Here is a 17989-nt window from a genome sequence, read left to right as displayed (position 1 = left end):
CAGTGATTATTTCGATCTAAATCGAAATTGATGATCCGACTTTCCCCGGTCGGGCCTGGCCGGGCGCTACATCTAAAGTGCGCGGGAAACTGTCGAAGGCGGGGTGGGTCCGGTTGCGGGGGTGTCCGCGGCATGGATGCCGCGGCCAAGCCCCCAAGGATGGGTTTACGGCGTCCCCCGCAACCGGACCCACCCCGCCATCCCGCAGGAAACCCGCTTTTGCTTTCGGCTGTTGCCGTTGCCGTTGCCTCTGCGGGTGCCGGGCGGCAGCCCGGCCAGCCCTCCCTGCCGGATTTGCATATGTGGCTGCCGAATCCGGCCGTGGATTTGCCGGAATGCGCGATTGCCCTGCCGGAATGAAGTGCGCAGCCCTCGCTGAAAGGCGCGAAATGTCAGTCACCTGCCTAACGGCAAGTCCACTGACATTCAAGTTGTCCGCCTACGGGGGAAATGCTCATGAACCGCATCTACCGGCGTGTATGGAACCGCCAGCTCAATGCTCTGGTTGTGGCCTCGGAACTGGCCACCGGCGATGGCGGTGGTACCGCACCGCGCGACCGTCGTGCCAGCCTTCTGGTGCCCAGCACCCTGGCCATGGCACTGCTGTGCGTGCTGGCCAGCGGACCTGCGGCGGCGACAGAGGCCAATCAATCGCTGCGCGACCTGCAGGCGCTGGCGGCCAAGTACACCCAGCCGATGCCGGTGAAGGTCGATGCTGAAGTGGCGCTGGCCGCAGCTGCACGACAGGCCCAGGCGAACCCGGCGATCAGTGCCAACGCACGCGTCGGCCTGCAGCTGAGCACAACGTCATTGCCGGTGGTGCGAGACGTGCTGCCGGCCACCGTGCAGGTCAAGCTGGCGGCCGGCGCCGCGCCGCGCCAGGTGCCTGCACCGGCGCTGGGCGCAGACGTGCGCGCCAACATAGGTGTTGGCACTGCAGCCGCTACCCGTGTCGATGCCGCGCTTGCGGCGAACGTCGCACCGGCCGCACAGGCGCCGTTGGGTCTGGCCGCCAACGCGGCAGCAAAGGCCGATGCCGGCATCGCCGGCAAGCCGGTTGCCAGCGTTGACGCCGGCACCCAGGTTGCCGCGGCAGCGGGTGTAACGCCGTCCGGCTTGAAGGCGGCCGTGGATGGCAAGGTCGATGCGCAGCTGGTCGTGGCCGGCAATCACATTGAAGGCCAAGGCCAGGCCGGGGCCACCGCAGCGGTCACACTACCGGCCAAGGAAGAGCTGCCGGGTGACACCGATGACCGCGCGATCACCGCAGCGTTCGATACCGGCGTGGCAGGCAAGGTACGGGTGCAGGGCAAGGACGGCGAGGAAATCGTCGCCGATCGCAATCTCAAGCTGGCCAGCACCGCAACCGTCGCCGCGCAGAACAGCGCGCTTGGCCTGGGCGGCCTGCTCAACGGCGTCGGCACTGCGCTCAACGGCGTTGGCAGCGCGGTCGGCAGCCTGCTCAATGGTGACCTCAACGGCACCGTCGGCAACCTGACCGGCGCCGTCGGTGGCCTGGTCGGCAATACCCTGGGCAGCCTCGGGCTGACCTCGCCGTCGGCCATTCCGCCGACCAGCCCGAAGGCGCCCGCCGCTGCCGACCCGAACGCGGGCCTGGTGATCGGTACCGGTGGCCTGGTGGGCGGTGTCACCGAACTGCTCGGCCCGACCACCGCCAGCCTGTTCGGCGGCACCGGCTACCTGTCCAACGGCAACCTCAAGCTCAGCACCGCCAACGTCATGCAGACCTATTCCACGGTCAACGTGCTCGGCCTGCCGGTGGTCAATGCAACGCCGGTCGGCACCACGCTCAACGGACTGGGTGGCGCGGTCACCGGTGGCAGCTCGCACCTGACCCTGATCGGTGGCGTCACCTCCGACAGCTACATCTACAACATCAACAACGGCAATCCCGGTGGCCTGCTCGGCCTGCTGCTGCCGACGGACTCGCCGGCCTGGGCGGCCAAGTGCCTGGACATCGCGCTGGCGGACATCTCCTGCTGGGCGGTAAACGCAGCGCAGGACTACCAGGTGCTGATGGGCGATGGCGCCTATGCCAACGGCTCCAAGGAGGTGGTGATCGGTGCCAACGCCCGCCATGAGCTGCCGAAGGTCGATGCCAACGTCGCCTTCCCCGGCGCGGGTGCCAATGATCCGAGCGATCCGACCGGTGTTCCCACCGCCGACTATGCAGCACGCATGGGGCACTCGGTGGTGGTCGGCGACAGTGCCAGCGGCACTGCCAACGGGCAGACCCTGCTCGGCGCAGAGAGCACCTCCAACCAGGCCAACTCGGTGGCGCTGGGCTATCGCTCGGCCGCACTGCGCGGCGCACAGGCCAGCTACAGCGCTTACGGCCTGACCACCGCACAGGTGTCGGCGGGCGAAGTGTCGGTGGGCACCGCAGGCGGTGGCGAACGGCAGATCACCAACCTGGCGGCCGGCAGCGCCAACACCGATGCAGTCAACGTGGCCCAGCTGAAGGGTGCGATCAGCCAGATCGACGCGGTCGGCGCGGCGGCGGTCACCTATGACCTGGATGGTGCAGGCGACCCCGACTATCGCCGTGTGACCCTCGGCAATGGCACCGGCACCACCACCATCGGCAACCTGGCCGCCGGCGCGGTCAACGCCACCAGCAGCGAGGCGGTCAATGGTGCGCAGCTGTTCGCCAGCAACGACACGATGGCAAAGTTCTTCGGCGGACGCGCAGCGTTCGATCCGCTCACCAGCACGTTCACCGCACCGCTGTTCGAGATCAGCACCATCTCCACCGGTGGCGCCGTGGCCCCGGGGCTGTATGACAACGTCACCGACGCCTTCGATGCGGTGGATGGTTCGCTGGTCAACCTCAACACCCAGATCAACGACATCCGCAACACCGGCACCCGGTACCTGCGGGTGAATTCGACCGGTGCCGACGCCGTGGCCAGCGGCGCCGAAGCGATCGCCGTCGGTGCCGGTGCCAGCGCAACCGCCGCCAACAGCATCGCGGTCGGCGCCGGCAGTCTGGCTGACCGTGCCAACAGCGTGTCGATCGGTGCCGCGGGCGCCGAACGCCAGGTCACCAACGTCGCCGCCGGCACCTCCAGCACCGATGCGGTCAACCTGGGTCAGCTGCAGGCCTCCGAAGAGGGCGCGCTGCGCTACGACCTCAACGGCGACGGCAGCGTCAACTACGCAAGTGCGACGCTCGGCCAGGCCGGCACCGCCACCACGCTGCGCAACCTCGGCCCGGGCCAGATCAGCGCGGCCAGCAGCGAAGCGATCAACGGTGCACAGTTGTTCGCGGCCAACCAGACGGTGGCCACCCACCTCGGCGGCGGCGCTGCAGTGGATGCCAGTGGCGTGGTCACCGCGCCGACCTACACGCTCAACAACGTCGCCGCCAATGGCACGGTCAGCCAGGGCAGCTACAACGACGTCGGCACGGCTTTCGATGCGGTCAGCAATTCGCTGGCCAATGTGGCCGAGCAGACCGATGACCTGGACGCACGCGCCGTGAAGTACGACGTGGACGGGAGTGGCAACGTGGTCGATACCGTGACCCTCAGCGGCACCGGCGGTGCACCGGTGAAAGTCACCAACGTGGCCGCCGGCAGCATTCTGGCGGGCAGCAGCGATGCCATCACCGGCGACCAGCTGTTCAGCACGCACCAGACGGTGGCCAGCTACTTCGGTGGCAGCACCGTGTACAACGGCAGCACCGGGCTGTGGACCGCGCCGACCTTCAACATCTCCACCATCGCCACCGATGGCACCATCACCGGCAACGACTACAGCAACGTCACCGCTGCGTTCTCTGCAGTGGACGGTTCGCTGCGGGTGCTCAACCAGCGCATCAGCAACGGTGGCGGCAGCCCGTACCTGGCGGTCAACTCCACGGCTGCCGCAGCCACGGCCACCGGTGCCGAAGCACTGGCGGTCGGCCCGCAGGCCAGTGCAGCCGGTGCGGGCAGCGTAGCGGTCGGCAACGGTGCCACTGCCAGCGCGGGCAACAGTGTTGCGCTGGGTGCCGGTTCGGTGGCCAGCGTCGGTGCGCAGACCGGCTATACCGGTGCCTATGGCCAGGCCGGCGCCAGCAACTCGTCCGGTGAGGTGGCGGTGGGCAGCAGTGGCAGCGAGCGCAAGATCACCCACGTGGCCGATGGTTCCGATGACCATGATGCGACCAACGTCGGCCAGCTGAAGAACGGCGTGAACTACGCCATCGACCAGTCCAAGGCCTACACCGACCAGAAGATCCAGAACATCACCAACGTTGCCGGCAGCTTCCGCGCCAACAACAGCAACAACCTGGCCGATCCGGCCGCCACCGGCGCCAACTCCGCCGCAGGCGGTGCCGGCTCCACTGCGGCCGGGGCCAACTCGACCGCATTGGGCAACGGCGCGCAGGCGCAGGCAGACAACTCGGTGGCGCTGGGTGCGGGCTCGGTCGCCAACCGCGCCAATACGGTGTCGGTGGGTGCAGCGGGTGCCGAACGCCAGGTGGTCAACGTGGCCGATGGTTCGCAGGCGACCGATGCGGTCAACGTGCGCCAGCTGCAGGCCTCGCAGCAGGGCACGATCCGCTATGACACCACCACCAACGGCACCACCAACTACAACAGCGTGACCCTGGGCAGCACCAGCAGCGGCCCGACCACGGTGCGCAACGTCGCTGCCGGCACCGCCGGTACCGACGCGGTCAACGTCGACCAGCTGAAGTCGGGCATGGCGCAGACCCTGGACTGGTCCAAGGCCTACACCGATGAGCGCATGGGCGGCTTCGAACGCGACCTGCGCAAGACCGACAACCGCGCCTCGGCCGGTATCGCCTCGGCGATGGCAACCGCATCGCTGCCGCAGCCCAGCGAGGCTGGCCGCAACATGGCCTCGATCGCCGCCGGCAGCTACAACGGCGAATCCGGCGTGGCCCTGGGCATCTCCGGTGTCTCCGAGGGCGGTCGCTGGATCTACAAGTTCAGTGGTTCCACCAACAGCCGCGGCGAGGCCGGTGTGGCCGTCGGTGCCGGCATCCAGTGGTGATCACCCGTGCCGGGTCGCATTCGCGGCCCGGTGCAGCGGGCAACGTCTACAGGGGGAATGACATGAAATCGCATCGCATCGCTCACGTTGGCCGCGTCGCCGCCACGCTGGGCCTGATCCTGGTGGCGGGGCAGCTGGTTGCCTGCCGCAGCCACGCACCGGCCGCCGACGGCCCCGCCGACAGCACCGCCGTCACCTTCCCGGAGGCCAGCAAGGCATCGCTGAAGGAAGGCATCTATCCGGATATCGCCGACCTGCGCCGGTTCGCACCGGGCATGAGCAAGCGCCAGCTGTACACGCTGCTCGGCACCCCGCACTTCAATGAAGGCATGTGGGGCGTGCGCGAGTGGAACTACCTGTTCAACTTCCGCACCGCACAGGGCGCGGAGTACTTCACCTGCCAGTTCCAGGTGCGCTTCGACAACAAGGGCATCGCCCAGGGCGGGTACTGGAAGCCTGAATCCTGCGCTGCGGTACTCGACCCGCCGCGTCCGCCGCCACCGCCGGCGCCGGCGCCCTTGCCCGAGCAGCCGCTGCGGCTGGCTGCCGATGCACTGTTCGGCTTCGACAGTGCCGTGCTCAGTGCCAGCGGCCAGCAGGCCGTACAGGGTGTACTGGCGCAGGTGCGTGAGGCCAGCCAGGTGCAGTCGATCCAGGTGGTCGGCTACACCGACCGCATCGGCAGCGCCGCCTACAACCAGACGCTGTCGCAGCGACGTGCCGAGGCGGTGCGCATGGCGCTGGTACAGGGCGGCGTATCCGCAGCGAGCATCAGCGCTGAAGGGCGGGGCGCGGCCGAACCGCTGGTGCAATGCGACCAGCGCAACCGCCGCGAGCTGATCGCCTGCCTGGCGCCCAACCGCCGGGTGCAGATCGCGGGCGTGGCCCGATCACACTGAATCCCCGCGCCGGGGCGTGCCCCGGCATCCCGAGTCCCCCCTGTTCTGCCGGCAGGACGTGGAAACGTCTCCCCCGTTTTCCACGCCTGCCGGTGGGCAGGTCTGTTCCCTGGTGCACCTGATGAATGCCCGATTCCTGCCCCTGTCCATGAAGACGGAAGCCACTCTCAGCGTGTATGGCCAGCTCGGCAACCATGCGGTCGTGCGCATTCCCGGGCGCCGGCTGCCGGGCCTCATCCTGCAGGCCGACACCGTTGCCGGCTTCCTCACCCAGCTGCAGGAAGCACAGGCGTGCCTGCGCAGCGGCCGCGCGCAGCGTGCCGACGCCGAGCTGGACATGCTGGTCGACATGCTCGAGCAGTGGTGCGCGCTCATCGAATCGCGCTTGGCCGATGCCGGCGAGGCCTTGTAGAGAAACAGGGGACGGAGGGGATCAGGTCGTTTCCCGCGCAACCGGGGCATGAACGACTTGATCCCCTCCGTCCCCTCTTCTGTTGCTATGCGCGGGCGCGGATCATCCAGCAGGCGGTTTCCACCCGCACACGGTCACCGTCGATGAACGGTGCGAACGCGGTCAGCGCCTGCTGCAGCAGCGCTTCGGCGCGTGCGGCCGGCAACGCACGCAGGGCCAGACCCACAGGTCCGAGCTGGCCGACGTAGCTGGCCAGCGCATCACGGCTGAGGAAACAGGTCAGGTCCAGCGGCGCGATGTCCACGTCCTGCCATCCGGCACGCTGCAGCAGCCGGCGCACCCGTTCGCCATCGGCGAAAGCGAACTGCCCCGGTGCACCGGGTACCCGCGCCGGCAGCACCAGCTGGTCTGCAAGGGCGCGCTCGGCGGTGGTCATGAACGGATTCTCCTGCGCGCTGCGCCAGGCGATGCAGCGCAGGCCCGCGCCCGTTCGGACGGCACGGTGCAGGTTGGCGAAGGCGGCCTGCGTGCCCTCGAAGAACATCACCCCGAAGCGCGACTGGATCCAATCGTAGCGCGCCGTTGCGAAGGGATGGCGCTGGGCATCGGCAACGATGAAGTCGATCCCGCGCCCGATCGCGGCGGCGCGCTGGCGGGCCAGGTCAAGCATCGGTGCGGAGATGTCCACGCCCGTGCAATGGGCGTCAGGGCGTGCTGCGGCGGCGCTCAGCGTACTGGCGCCGGTGCCGCAGCCCACGTCCAGCAGTTCCGTGACGGTAACCGGCAGCTCGTCGCGCAGGGCATCGGCCATCGGTTGGAACAGGCCGTCCAGCAGGGTCTGCTGCGCGACCCAGTTCTCGCCGGCGGCGCCGTTCCAGAGCGTGTTCTGATCGAGCGGGAGTGAATCGTCCATGGGCTTGCCTTGCGCGGGGAGTGCGACCATGGTGGCGCTTGAAGCCCACTTGAGGTCAAGCGCGATGCAGGAACTGGATATCGGTGAGGTGGTCCGCCGCAGTGGCGTACCGGCCTCGACGCTGCGCTACTACGAGCAGCTCGGCCTGTTGCAGGTGCTGGGGCGTCGCGGCCTGCGCCGGCAGTACCACGAGCAGGTGCTGGAACGGCTGGCACTGATCGGCCTGGGGCAATCGGCAGGCCTGTCGCTGCAGCAGATCGGCGCAGCGATGCCGCAGGGGGCAGGGCTTGCACTGGATCGCACGGCATTGCTGGCCCGGGCCGATGCGCTGCAGCAGCAGATCCGCAGATTGCAGCGGGCGCAGGATCGGCTGCGGCGGGCTGCCGCCTGTCCACACGCCGAGGATGCTCGGCGCTGCGTGTCGTTCCGCAGGTTGCTGCGAGCGCAGCAGCGCGTAGCGCGCGGATGAACTGCCGACACCCGCTCAATCGCGGGTGCTGACTTCCCAGGTGGCATGCAGCACGCCCGGCACCTGTTCCATCCGCGCCAGCACCACGTCCAGTTCGTCGGCGCTGACCGCGGTGCTGACCAGCACTGCGATCACATCAGTGGGGGCATCGGCGTGCTCCACCAGTTGCACGTCGCCAACGGGGTACTGCGCGGCTTCCAGCGCATCGACCAGGCGCTCGCGCACGCGCGGCACCGCGTCGGCATCCACGCTCAGGCGCACTTCGTAGGTCGCTTCGCTGGCGGCTTCGTTGATCGGGATGCGGTTGATCGCGTTCACCAGTGGCCGCAGCAGGGTGTTGCCGGCGATGATCAGTACGGTCAGCAGCACGCCTTCGGCCAGCATGTCCGCGCCGGTGCAGCTGCCCACGGCAGCCGAGCACCACAGCGTCGCGGCGGTGTTCAGGCCGCGCACGTTCATGCCTTCCTTCATGATCACGCCGGCGCCGAGGAAGCCGACGCCCGAGACGACGTAGGAGATGACCCGCACGGCCTCGGCGCTGCCGGCGATGCGCATGCCCAGGTCAACGAAGGCGGCAGCGCCGACCGCCACCAGCACGTTGGTGCGCAGGCCAGCGGTGCGTTGCCGGTACTGGCGTTCGGCACCGATCAGGGTGCCGAGCACGAACGCCGCCAGCAGGCTGACCACGGTGTCGGCGAACGGCCCGGGCTGGAAGGTTTCAATGAAGCGCATGGCCGCAGTCTACCTCCCGCAGGTGACAGCAGATCCACGCCACGCGTGGAGGGGCAGGGGGCATCATCCATGCATGGCGTGGATCTACTCGTCGACGCGCTCGCCCATCATTTCGCGCTGGCGCTTGTCCAGCTCCTCCGCATAGCGCTTGCGCACGAATGCTTCAGACACCACGCCCAGCACCTGGCCATCATCGGCCACCACCGCCAGCTCGTCGGCCTGGGTCTGGTCGAACCGCTGCATCACGCTCACCACGTCCGCGCTGGCGGCAAGGGCCACGTCGCGGTTCTCGGCGAACGTACCCACGACGTCCTCGGGCTTCACGCCGTCGCCGAACAGGCGCGGAATTTGCACGATGCCGGCGTAGTGGCCTTCACTGTCGATCAGGATCACCCGGCTGCCCGAGCCCAGCGGGAAGCGCTGGCGGAAGGCGGCGGCATCGAGGTCGGCCGGGGCGGTGGCCACGCCCTTGCGCATCATCCGCCCGGCATTGAGGTTGTGCACCCAGCCGATGTCACGCGCGCTCTTGATGGTTTCCCCGCGCAGGTGCATGCGCCAGGTCGAGAAGGAATAGCCGAACCACTGCCGCACCAGGGTGCTGGACACCAGCACGGCGCTCATCACCACGCTGGTCAGCAGGAAGTCGTGGGTGCCTTCCAGCACCAGCATGGCCATGGTCATCGGTGCGCCAACCACCGCCGCGGCCAGTGCAGCCATGCCTGCCAGCGCTGCCGAGGTGGCGTCGACCACCGGGACGCCGGTGGCCATCGCCAGCAGCCCGGCAAACAGCGTGCCGACCAGGGTGCCCATGAACAGCGAGGCGAAGAACAGGCCGCCGCGGAAACCGAAGCCCAGCGAAATGCCGGAGGCCAGGCATTTCAGCGTCAGCAGCCCGCCGATCCAGATCAGCGGCAGATGGGTGGTCAGGTCCAGGTGCAGCGCTCCGTGGCCGGACGACAGTACCTGCGGGCTGGCCAGGGCCAGCGGGATCAGCAGCAGGCCGCCCACCACCGGGCGCCCCCACAACGGCAGCGGGCTGCGCTTGACCGTGCCTTCGATGGAGGCGATCATGCGCATCACCACGATGCCGACCATCGCACAGCAGCAGCCGAGCAGGCCGTAGATCGCATAGTCGGCGGCGCGCACGTCGATGGTCGATGCCGCCGGCAACAGATAGGCCTCCACGCCGGCCTGGTCGGCAACGAAGGCGCCGGCCAGCGCGGCCACCGCAACCGGCGCCAGTGCCGCCGGCGTATAGGCACCGATGACGATCTCGAAGGCGTAGAACGCCCCGGCCAGCGGTGCACCGAAGGCCGCGGCGATCGCACCGGCGGCACCAGCACCGACCAGGATGCGCACGTCGTTGCGGCGCAGGCGCATCACCCGCCCCAGCTGCGAACCGCTGCCGGCGCCCATCTGCGTATACGACGCCTCCAGTCCGACCGAAGCACCGCAGCCATTGGAGACCAGGGTCTGGGTCAACACGATCAGGTTGTCGCGCATCGACATGCGGCCGCCATGCAGTGCATTGGCTTCCACGGCATCCAGCAGGGGGCGTTTCAGGCGCGTGGCAGCCAGGCTGACCAGGCCCACCACCAGGCCACCCAGCGGCAGCACCAGCAGGGCAGTCCAGGTCAAAGCGGGCAGCGAGCTCAGGCGCATGCCCTCGTCCAGCCCATACAACGCCGTCTGCAGGGTGCGTGCCAGCCCAGCCTGCAACAGGGTCAGGCCGCCGGCGATCAGCCCGACCACCAGCGCCAGGGCGATGAACCACAGGTCGCTGCCGCGCAGGCGCAGGCGCAGGCCCTGAAAGGCCAGATGCAGGCGCGATGGCGAAGCGGTGGAGGACATGGTGGCGGCATGATACGCCGCCACCGTGAGCGCTACCGTCACCGCATCAGGCGGTTGCCATGCTCAGAAGCGGTAGCGGCCCTGCACGTAGAACGTGCGCGGCGCGGCCACCATGCGCCCGGCGTTGCCATCCACGTTGCGGGTGTACCAGCGCTTGTCGGCCAGGTTGTTCACGCCCACCGCGACCTCGCTGTCGGCCAGCCAGGGCAGCTGCCAGGCGGCCTGCGCGTTCCACAGGCGTACGCCGGGTACACGGCCTACGCGCGCATCGGCGGCTTCTTCCCAGGTGTTGGCGGCATCGGAGAACTGGCCGCTCTGGTGGGTGCTGGACACGTTGAAGGTCCAGCCGGCCAGCGCATAACGGGCGCCGACGCTGTCGGTATCGCGCGCATAGAACGGCACATCCAGGCCGCGGTTGTCGCCGGACTGCTGGATGGCCTTGGTCCAGGTGTAGTTCGCGTACAGTTCCAGCCCGGCCAGCGCGCTGCTTTCGGCAAAGCGGTACTCGATCGCGCTTTCCACGCCCTTGTGGTCGGTGGCGCCGATGTTCTGGAAGGTGGGCGGGGTGATGCCCGGCACCTGCAGGATCTGGTTGTCGAAGCGCATCTTGAACACGGTCACTTCCGCACGCAGCGCGCCATCCTGCCAACGCGCGCCCAGCTCGGTGGTCCTGGCGATTTCCGGGTTCAGCGGATTGGTCGCGCTCTGCGAGTTCAACTGGATGTTCTGCACCGGCCCGAACGAGGTGGTGTAGTTGCCGAACACGGTCAGCTGCGGGGTCAACAGGTAGGCGACGTTGAGCGAGGGCAGGGCCTTGTCGTTGCGGCTGCTGAAGGTCGCGCCGCCGCTGGCCTGGCGGCGGTCCATGTCGATCCACTCCATGCGCACGCCGGGCGTGATCCGCCACCGACCGATGGCGATGCGGTCATCAAGGTAGAACGAGTGCGCATCGGTGGCGTTGTCGAAGCGGGTGGCCGCGCCGGTCGCACCGGTACGGCGGGTAACGGTGTAGCTGCGGTCGTTGCCGCGCTCGCGCAGGAAGCGGTAGCCGGCGGTGATGTCGTGCACGCTGCTGCCCCAGTGCAGGCGCTGGGTGTAGCGTGGCTCGATGCCGAGCACACGGTAGTCGCGCGGCTGCACCGTGATCTGTGTGTTGGCCGCGTTGATCAGCGAACTGGCCCGGTTGCTTTCGTTGTAATACGCCAGCACCTCGAACTCGCTGTTCTCCGACAGCGTGTTGGTGTAGCCCAGGTCGATGCCGGTGCGATGGCCCTTCCAGAAGTCGGACGGGCGGGTGTTCTGGAACGGATCGGCCTGGTACTGGGCACGGGTCAGGCCGCCCGGAGTCAGGGAGCGCACGTCGTAGTACGACAGCTTGGCGCGCAGTTCCTGCTGTGCGTCGATGGCATAGGCGAACTTCAGCGCCAGATCATCGAAGCGGTCATCGCTGCCCTGGCGCCAGCCGCGGCCGTCCTGCCCCGAATACAACAGGGCCATGCCCAGGCCGTTGTCGGCGGTGCCGCCGAGGAACGCGTTGTACTGGGTGCTGTCGCCGCCGCCGTGGTCGTAAGCGCTGTAGCGCACGCCGGCCTCACCATGCAGGCCAGCCTCGGTCGGAATCGCGCGGGTACTGAAGTTGATGATGCCGCCGACATTCTGCGGCCCGTAGCGCACCGCACCGCCGCCGCGTACCACGTCGATCGACTCGATGTTGGCCAGGCTGGCCGGGGCGAAGGAGAGCTGTGGCTGGCCGTACGGCGCAACCGCCAGCGGTACCCCGTCCAGCAGGACGGTCGAGCGCGGGGAGTAGCGACCGGTCAGGCCACGCACGCCGATGTTGAGCGAGACCGAGCTGCCAGCGGTGCCGGAGTTGTCGGTGACCTGCACGCCGGGAATGCGGCGCATGGCATCGCCCAGGCTGGCGGCGCCGCTGGCCTCGATGCGCTGGCGATCGACCACGGTACGCGCGCCAGCGAAGCTCTTGACGCTGTCGTGCAGGCCGGTGCCCAACCAGCTGCCCGACACCTGGATGCTGTCGAGCGTGGTGGCGTTGTCCTGCGCGAGCGCGCTGGCGGCTGGAAACATGCACAGGGCGAGGGCGGCAGCCAGGGGCAGGCGGGCCGGTTGCGGGGCAGGAATGGGCATCGGTGCAGGGCGCGGAAGGTCGTAAATGAGAATTATTGCTGATTCCATTCGCCATTGGAATCGGTCCGCCGTTCAGCGCTTTGGCCCGGTGGTAAAGTGGCCGATTGCCTCCTGACCCGCTGAGAACTGCCATGTCCACTGCTGCTTTCTATCCCGTCGGTACCCCTGGCCAGCCGTGGGGCGTTGCGGAAAGGGAGCAGTGGCGTGCGCGCCAGCAGCGCCTGCGCCGTTACGACGAGGAGGTGCTGCCGCGCATCGATGCACTGGCCGGGCACTTCGACAAGGTGGCCTACGGCCAGCTCGACTATGCAGGCGAGACCTACACGCTGTTCGCCCTGCGCAGCCACGACTGGAACCCGGCGTTGCCGGCCGCGCTGGTGACCGGCGGCGTGCATGGCTACGAGACCAGTGGCGTAATGGGCGCGCTGGAGTTCCTCGAAAAACATGCCGCCCACTACGCCGGCAAGGCCAACCTTCTGGTCGCGCCGTGCGTGAATCCGTGGGGCTTCGAGCGCATCAACCGTTGGAACTTCGATGCGATCGACCCGAACCGCAATTTCCGCGCGGACGGCCCGGCCCGTGAATCGACGGCGCTGATCGAACTGATCGCACCGTTGAAGGGCCAGTTCGTGCTGCACATCGACCTGCACGAAACCACCGACAGCGACGAGAGCGAGTTCCGTCCCGCACTCGCCGCGCGCGATGGCAAGCCGTTCGAACCGGGCCTGATTCCCGATGGCTTCTACCTGGTGGACGACAGCGGCAATCCGCAGCCAGCCTTCCAGCAGGCCGTGGTCGCCGAAGTGGAGAAGGTGACCCATATCGCACCGGCCGACGACAAGGGCGAGATCATCGGTTCGCCGGTGGTCGCGCATGGTGTGATCGAGTACGCGCTGGTGCAGCTGGGCCTGTGCGCCGGCATCACCGGGGCGAAGTACACCACCACCACCGAGGTCTACCCGGACAGCCCCGCGCGACGCCGCAGCAGTGCAACGACGCGCAGGTGGCGGCGGTGTGCTCGGCGCTCGATTACGCGCTCGCCCATCGTTGATCGGTAGTGCCGGCCGCTGGCCGGCAACCACGGGGCAAGGGGATGCCGGCCAGCGGCCGGCACTAGCTCACCCCAACGCCTCGGCCCACCACAGCGCTGCCGGCCCCGGTGGCGTATCGCGGCGCCACACCAGGTCGCTGTGGATGCGCCTCGGCCAGCCCGGCACGCGCAGTTCCAGCAGGCGGCCCCGGTCGTAGCGCTGCACCAGCGCACGCGGCAGCTCGGCCCAGCCGATGCCGTCCTCGGCCATCTCCATCACCATCAGGTAGTCCGACGCGGTCCATGCCGGCCCGCTGATCGGCGGTGCGTGGTCGACCAGCGCGCTCAGCCGCACCTGCCGATGCCGGGCCAGTTGCGCCGCTGCGCGCACGCCCGCCTGTGCAAGCGGATGATCGCTGGCCACGTACACCGCCAGTTCGCTGTGGTGGGCCAGGGGCTGGGCCACCAGCGCATCGGGGTACTGCGCCTGGCGCGGCAGCAGGCCCAGCCCGGCGCGGCCAGCATCCACCAGTTCCAGCACGTCGCGCCCCTCGGCATCCAGCCATTCCAGCTCGATCTCGGGAAATGCCTCGGCAAACCGCTGCAGCACACGTTGCGCCGGATCGAGCTGGTAGACATCGGAGAACACCACGGTCAGGCGTGGCTCCACGGGTGCGGCCAGGCGCACGCTCAGTTGCTGCAGGCGCGCGTCGGCGGCAAGGATTTCCTGCGCGTGGCCCAGCACCTGCCGGCCGGCGTCGGTCAGCTGCGGATAGCGGCCGCTGCGGTCGAACAGAACCATGCCCAGGTCCGCTTCCAGATGGGCAATGGCAGTGCTGACCGTGGACTGGGTCTTGCGCAGCCGGCGGGCGGCCGCCGAGAACGAGCCCAGCGCGGCGGCCTCGACGAAGGCCTGCAGGGATTCGGGAGAATAGGGCATTGATCCATCGCTCATGTCGATGGAATCCATTTTGATACCACCGTAAAAGACGATGATACTGGCCGCCGTCGTCCCTGTCTGCGGGGGCGTTCCGGATCATCCACGCACGGCGTGGATCTACTGACGACGGGGCGCGGTACCCGTTGCGCAAGGAGCTTCACATGTCCCGACCTGTTCCCGCCCGTGGCGCCTACGTCGCCTGGGCCTGCCTGACCGTGGCGATCGTCGCCGAAGTGGTCGGCACGTCCTTCATGGCCCATGCCGCCCGCGATGGCGGCTGGACCGGCTATGTGGTGATGGCCGCCGCGCTGGCGCTTTCCTATTACTTCCTGGCGCTGTCGGTGCGCTGCATCGCCGTCGGCGTGGCCTATGCGGTGTGGGAAGGCCTCGGCCTGACCCTGCTGACCGTGGTCGGCATCAGCGTGTTCGGTGAGAGCCTGTCGCTGCAGCAGCTGGCCGGCCTGGTGCTGGCGGTGGTCGGCATCGTCTGTGTCACCCTCGGGGAGGCGCACTGATGAACATGATGGCCCTGTTTTTCGTGATCTGCTCGGCGCTGATCGATGTGGCCGCCAACATGATGGTGGCCAAGTCCGATGGCTTCCGTCGTTGGCGTTGGGGTGCCGGCGCGGTGGTGCTGGTGTGGATCGCCTTCGCCCTGCTGGGCCAGGCCGTGCGCTACATGGACCTGGCCACCGCCTATGCGATGTGGGGCGCGATCGGCGTGATCGGTACGGCCACCTGCGGTCGCCTGCTGTTCGGCAACCGCCTGCGCCCGATCGGTTGGATCGGCATCGTCCTGGTCACGGCGGCCGTGCTGCTGCTCAGCACGGCGTGATCCCGGCTTGATTGCGGCGATCAGTGGGGTGGCCGACACTTGGGCTTTCCCGCAACGCAGTGCCCGCATGTTCAGTCACGTCACCGTCGGAACCAACGACATGGCGGCTTCCCGCCGCTTCTACGATGCCTTGTTCACTGCCATCGGCGGTCGCGCAGGCGTGTTCGATGACGAGGGCAAGCTGGTCTATATCAAGGATGGACGGATGTTCATGGTCATCCCGCCCATCGATGGCGAGGCGGCGTGCCACGCCAACGGCGGCACCATCGGCTTTGCGCTGGCAGACCCGCAGGCGGTGCATGCCTGGCAGGAAGCGGGGGTCGCCCACGGCGGTACCGCGGTGGAAGACCCGGCCGGCGTGCGGCAGAAGGCCGGGCGCCAGTTGTACCTGGCCTACCTGCGTGATCCCGACGGCAACAAGCTGTGCGCCGTGCATGTGATGGGTTGAATCGTCGGCGCTGGACGCGGCGCGTCGTGATCGGACCAAAGTGACAACGCCGCCCGGCACGCCCGCAGGTCTGCAGGCGCGCGCGTAGCACGGAAATCCAGCCGATCGTGCTTGCGCGATGCCACGACTTCATCCTGTGTCCACTGCGATTCAGCCAGAATCGGTCGGCTTACTCTTTGATCGATCCGGAGATGGCTGCCCATGGAAGCACTGGAGCCTCAACATCAGCCGGTGCGAACCCTGCGGCCCGTCTTCGCCTTCGCGGCGATCGTCGTCGTTGCCTTCGCACTGTTCGTCAGCCTGTTTCCGCTCGGCGCCGGTCGCCTGCTGGTCAAGGCGCAGGACTGGGCTGCGCTCAATGTCGGCTGGTACTACCTGCTGGCGATGACCCTGTACCTGGTGTTCGTGGTCGGCGTGGCGTTGTCCAAGTACGGCGGCATCAAGCTCGGTGCCGACCATGACGAACCGGAGTTCAGCTACCTCTCCTGGGCCGGCATGCTGTTCGCTGCAGGCATCAGCATAACCCTGTTCTTCTTCTGCGTTTCCGAACCACTGACCCACTACCTGCAGCCGCCACAGGGTGATGGCGCAGCGGGCGAGGCCGGTGCGCGCCAGGCAATGCAGCTGCTGTTCCTGCACTGGGGCCTGCATGGCTGGGGCGTATTCGCGCTGGCGGCGATGGCGATGGCCTACTTCGCCTACCGGCACAACCTGCCTTTGGCATTGCGCTCTGCGCTGTATCCGCTGATCGGCAAGCGCATCAATGGCCCCATCGGCTACACCGTCGATGCCCTGGGCATCGTTGCCACCGTGTTCGGCATCGGTGCGGACATGGGCTTCGGCGTGCTGCACCTCAACGCTGGGCTGTCGCACCTGTTCAACGTGCCGCACTCGAACATGGTGCAGATCCTGCTGGTGGTGGCGATGATGGGCGCGGCGGTCGCAGTGGCCGTGTCCGGCGTGGAGAAGGGCGTGCGCTGGATGGCCAACATCAACATGCTGCTGGCGATTGCGCTGGTGCTGTTCATGCTGTGCGCCGGTCCCACGCAGTACCTGCTCAGCACGCTGATGCAGAACCTGGGTGACTACCTGGGCAGCGTGGTGGGCAAGAGTTTCGACGTATACGCCTATGGCGGCCGGCCGGAATGGCTGGGCGGCTGGACGGTGTTCTACTGGGCCTGGTGGATCGGCTGGGCGCCGTTCGTCGGCCTGTTCATCGCGCGCATCTCTCGCGGCCGCACCATCCGCGAGTTCGTGTTCGGCGTATTGCTGATCCCGCTCGGCTTCACCCTGGCGTGGCTGTCGATCTTCGGCAACAGTGCGCTGGACCAGGTGCTGCACCATGGCCAGCAGCAGTTGGCGCAGCTGGCGGTGGATGACCCACCGACGGTGCTGTATGCGTTGCTGGATGGCTACCCGTGGAGCAAGGCGGTGATCGGGGTGACCGTGCTGGTCAGCTTCATCTTCTTCGTGACGTCGGCCGATTCCGGGGCGGTGGTGCTGTCCACGCTGTCCTCGCATGGTGGTGCGCCGGAGGACGATGGCCCGCGCTGGCTGCGCGTGTTCTGGGGCACGGTGATCGCGGTGCTGACCGCCGGCCTGCTGCTGGCCGGCAGCATCGATGCGCTGAAATCAGCGGTGGTGCTGGCCTCGTTGCCGTTCTCGGCGGTGCTGCTGTTGATGATGTGGGGCCTGACCCGCGCCTTCAGTGACGAGTCGCACCGCAAGCGCGCGCAGCAGTTCAGGCCATCGCCGCTGATCGGCGATGACCGCCACCACCAGGGCTGGCGCCAGCGCCTGACCCAGGCCATGCACTTCCCGGTACGCGACCAGGTGTACCGCTTCATGGATGACACGGTGAAGCCGGCGATGGAGGCGGTGGCCGAGCAGCTGCGCGAGCAGGGCTGGGACGTGCAGACGCGGTTCGAAGCAGGCGACATGGAGCTGTCGGTCAACCACGGCGAGCAGCAGGACTTCCAGTACCGGGTGATCCTCAGTGGCTACCTGACCCCGTCCTTCGCCGCGCAGCAGCTGCGCAACCAGCGCTACTACCGCGCCGAAGTGCATCTGTACGAGGGCAGCCAGGACTATGACCTGGTCGGCTACAGCCGCAAGCAGATCATCAACGACATCATCAGCCAGTACGAACGGCACCTGCAGTTCCTGCACCTGAGCCGTTGATGCAGCCACGCCGGGCATGGCCCTTGCCATTGGTGGTGCGGACCGTTGGTCCGCACACTCCTGTAGTGCCGGCCGCTGGCCGGCAACGCGAGCGGGGTGGCGCATC

13 protein-coding genes and 1 pseudogene are annotated in these 17989 nt (G+C 67.9%); 9 read left to right on the top strand and 5 right to left on the bottom strand.

Features of this window, described 5'->3' with window-relative positions; all coding sequences use genetic code 11:
* Positions 1 to 456: 456 nt before the first annotated feature.
* The 3 genes from D0Y85_RS11855 (at position 457) to D0Y85_RS11845 (ending at position 6339) form a co-directional block, all read left to right on the top strand.
* Entirely contained in the window at positions 457 to 5028 is a 4572-nt protein-coding gene (locus D0Y85_RS11855; protein WP_117310604.1) for a YadA-like family protein, read from the top strand.
* A 62-nt stretch (positions 5029 to 5090) separates the two neighbouring features.
* Complete coding sequence (locus D0Y85_RS11850; protein ID WP_117310603.1) at positions 5091 to 5927, top strand: OmpA family protein; 837 nt, start codon at positions 5091 to 5093, stop codon at positions 5925 to 5927.
* Between the two features lie 121 nt (positions 5928 to 6048).
* A complete protein-coding gene (locus D0Y85_RS11845; RefSeq protein WP_205420703.1) occupies positions 6049 to 6339 on the top strand; it encodes a hypothetical protein in 291 nt (96 codons plus the stop codon).
* Positions 6340 to 6424: 85 nt separating this feature from the next.
* On the opposite strand, the gene D0Y85_RS11840 is transcribed toward D0Y85_RS11845, so the two are convergent.
* Positions 6425 to 7252: a class I SAM-dependent methyltransferase gene (locus tag D0Y85_RS11840; RefSeq protein WP_117310602.1), complete on the bottom strand. Its 828-nt coding sequence runs from the start codon at positions 7250 to 7252 to the stop codon at positions 6425 to 6427.
* Positions 7253 to 7316: 64 nt separating this feature from the next.
* Here D0Y85_RS11840 and D0Y85_RS11835 point away from each other — a divergent pair, with 64 nt between their 5' ends.
* On the top strand, positions 7317 to 7721 hold the full coding sequence (locus D0Y85_RS11835) for a MerR family transcriptional regulator (RefSeq protein ID WP_032975300.1): 405 nt from the start codon (positions 7317 to 7319) through the stop codon (positions 7719 to 7721).
* Positions 7722 to 7736: 15 nt separating this feature from the next.
* Here D0Y85_RS11835 and D0Y85_RS11830 read toward each other — a convergent pair whose 3' ends face one another.
* The 3 genes from D0Y85_RS11830 to D0Y85_RS11820 form a co-directional block, all read right to left on the bottom strand.
* A complete protein-coding gene (locus D0Y85_RS11830; RefSeq protein ID WP_025878554.1) occupies positions 7737 to 8453 on the bottom strand; it encodes an MgtC/SapB family protein in 717 nt (238 codons plus the stop codon).
* An 84-nt stretch (positions 8454 to 8537) separates the two neighbouring features.
* Complete coding sequence (locus D0Y85_RS11825; RefSeq protein ID WP_240329221.1) at positions 8538 to 10304, bottom strand: chloride channel protein; 1767 nt, start codon at positions 10302 to 10304, stop codon at positions 8538 to 8540.
* A 63-nt stretch (positions 10305 to 10367) separates the two neighbouring features.
* On the bottom strand, positions 10368 to 12449 hold the full coding sequence (locus tag D0Y85_RS11820) for a TonB-dependent siderophore receptor (protein ID WP_117310600.1): 2082 nt from the start codon (positions 12447 to 12449) through the stop codon (positions 10368 to 10370).
* Between the two features lie 131 nt (positions 12450 to 12580).
* On the opposite strand from D0Y85_RS11820, the pseudogene D0Y85_RS11815 reads away from it, so the two are divergent.
* Positions 12581 to 13500, top strand: a pseudogene (locus D0Y85_RS11815) (M14 family metallocarboxypeptidase).
* 67 nt (positions 13501 to 13567) lie between these two features.
* Here the strand turns inward: D0Y85_RS11815 and D0Y85_RS11810 are convergent.
* Positions 13568 to 14419, bottom strand: a complete 852-nt coding sequence (locus tag D0Y85_RS11810) for a LysR family transcriptional regulator (protein WP_100552745.1) — start codon at positions 14417 to 14419, stop codon at positions 13568 to 13570.
* A gap of 161 nt (positions 14420 to 14580) precedes the next feature.
* On the opposite strand from D0Y85_RS11810, the gene D0Y85_RS11805 reads away from it, so the two are divergent.
* The 4 genes from D0Y85_RS11805 (at position 14581) to betT (ending at position 17883) form a co-directional block, all read left to right on the top strand.
* Entirely contained in the window at positions 14581 to 14934 is a 354-nt protein-coding gene (locus D0Y85_RS11805; RefSeq protein ID WP_117310599.1) for an SMR family transporter, read from the top strand.
* Entirely contained in the window at positions 14934 to 15254 is a 321-nt protein-coding gene (locus tag D0Y85_RS11800) for a multidrug efflux SMR transporter (protein ID WP_117310598.1), read from the top strand. Before D0Y85_RS11805 ends, D0Y85_RS11800 begins: the two co-directional genes overlap by 1 nt.
* A 67-nt stretch (positions 15255 to 15321) precedes the next feature.
* The gene (locus D0Y85_RS11795) at positions 15322 to 15702 is read left to right on the top strand and encodes a VOC family protein (RefSeq protein WP_117310597.1); all 381 of its coding nucleotides are present in this window, start codon (positions 15322 to 15324) and stop codon (positions 15700 to 15702) included.
* A 201-nt stretch (positions 15703 to 15903) separates the two neighbouring features.
* Positions 15904 to 17883 (top strand): choline BCCT transporter BetT, encoded by a 1980-nt coding sequence (betT, locus tag D0Y85_RS11790; protein ID WP_117310596.1) that lies wholly within the window; start codon positions 15904 to 15906, stop codon positions 17881 to 17883.
* Positions 17884 to 17989 lie beyond the last annotated feature (106 nt).

Source organism: Stenotrophomonas sp. G4 (assembly GCF_003428825.1).
Classification (GTDB): Bacteria; Pseudomonadota; Gammaproteobacteria; order Xanthomonadales; family Xanthomonadaceae; genus Stenotrophomonas; species Stenotrophomonas indicatrix.
This window is presented reverse-complemented; position numbering and strand designations above follow the sequence as displayed.

Bases quoted from the DNA above. Each gene is read 5' to 3' on its own strand.
- D0Y85_RS11855 (WP_117310604.1), top strand. From the start codon at position 457: ATGAACCGCATCTACCGGCGTGTATGGAACCGCCAGCTCAATGCTCTG.
- D0Y85_RS11850 (WP_117310603.1), top strand. From the start codon at position 5,091: ATGAAATCGCATCGCATCGCTCACGTTGGCCGCGTCGCCGCCACGCTG.
- D0Y85_RS11845 (WP_205420703.1), top strand. From the start codon at position 6,049: ATGAATGCCCGATTCCTGCCCCTGTCCATGAAGACGGAAGCCACTCTC.
- D0Y85_RS11840 (WP_117310602.1), bottom strand. From the start codon at position 7,252: ATGGACGATTCACTCCCGCTCGATCAGAACACGCTCTGGAACGGCGCC.
- D0Y85_RS11835 (WP_032975300.1), top strand. From the start codon at position 7,317: ATGCAGGAACTGGATATCGGTGAGGTGGTCCGCCGCAGTGGCGTACCG.
- D0Y85_RS11830 (WP_025878554.1), bottom strand. From the start codon at position 8,453: ATGCGCTTCATTGAAACCTTCCAGCCCGGGCCGTTCGCCGACACCGTG.
- D0Y85_RS11825 (WP_240329221.1), bottom strand. From the start codon at position 10,304: ATGTCCTCCACCGCTTCGCCATCGCGCCTGCATCTGGCCTTTCAGGGC.
- D0Y85_RS11820 (WP_117310600.1), bottom strand. From the start codon at position 12,449: ATGCCCATTCCTGCCCCGCAACCGGCCCGCCTGCCCCTGGCTGCCGCC.
- D0Y85_RS11810 (WP_100552745.1), bottom strand. From the start codon at position 14,419: ATGCCCTATTCTCCCGAATCCCTGCAGGCCTTCGTCGAGGCCGCCGCG.
- D0Y85_RS11805 (WP_117310599.1), top strand. From the start codon at position 14,581: ATGTCCCGACCTGTTCCCGCCCGTGGCGCCTACGTCGCCTGGGCCTGC.
- D0Y85_RS11800 (WP_117310598.1), top strand. From the start codon at position 14,934: ATGAACATGATGGCCCTGTTTTTCGTGATCTGCTCGGCGCTGATCGAT.
- D0Y85_RS11795 (WP_117310597.1), top strand. From the start codon at position 15,322: ATGTTCAGTCACGTCACCGTCGGAACCAACGACATGGCGGCTTCCCGC.
- betT (WP_117310596.1), top strand. From the start codon at position 15,904: ATGGAAGCACTGGAGCCTCAACATCAGCCGGTGCGAACCCTGCGGCCC.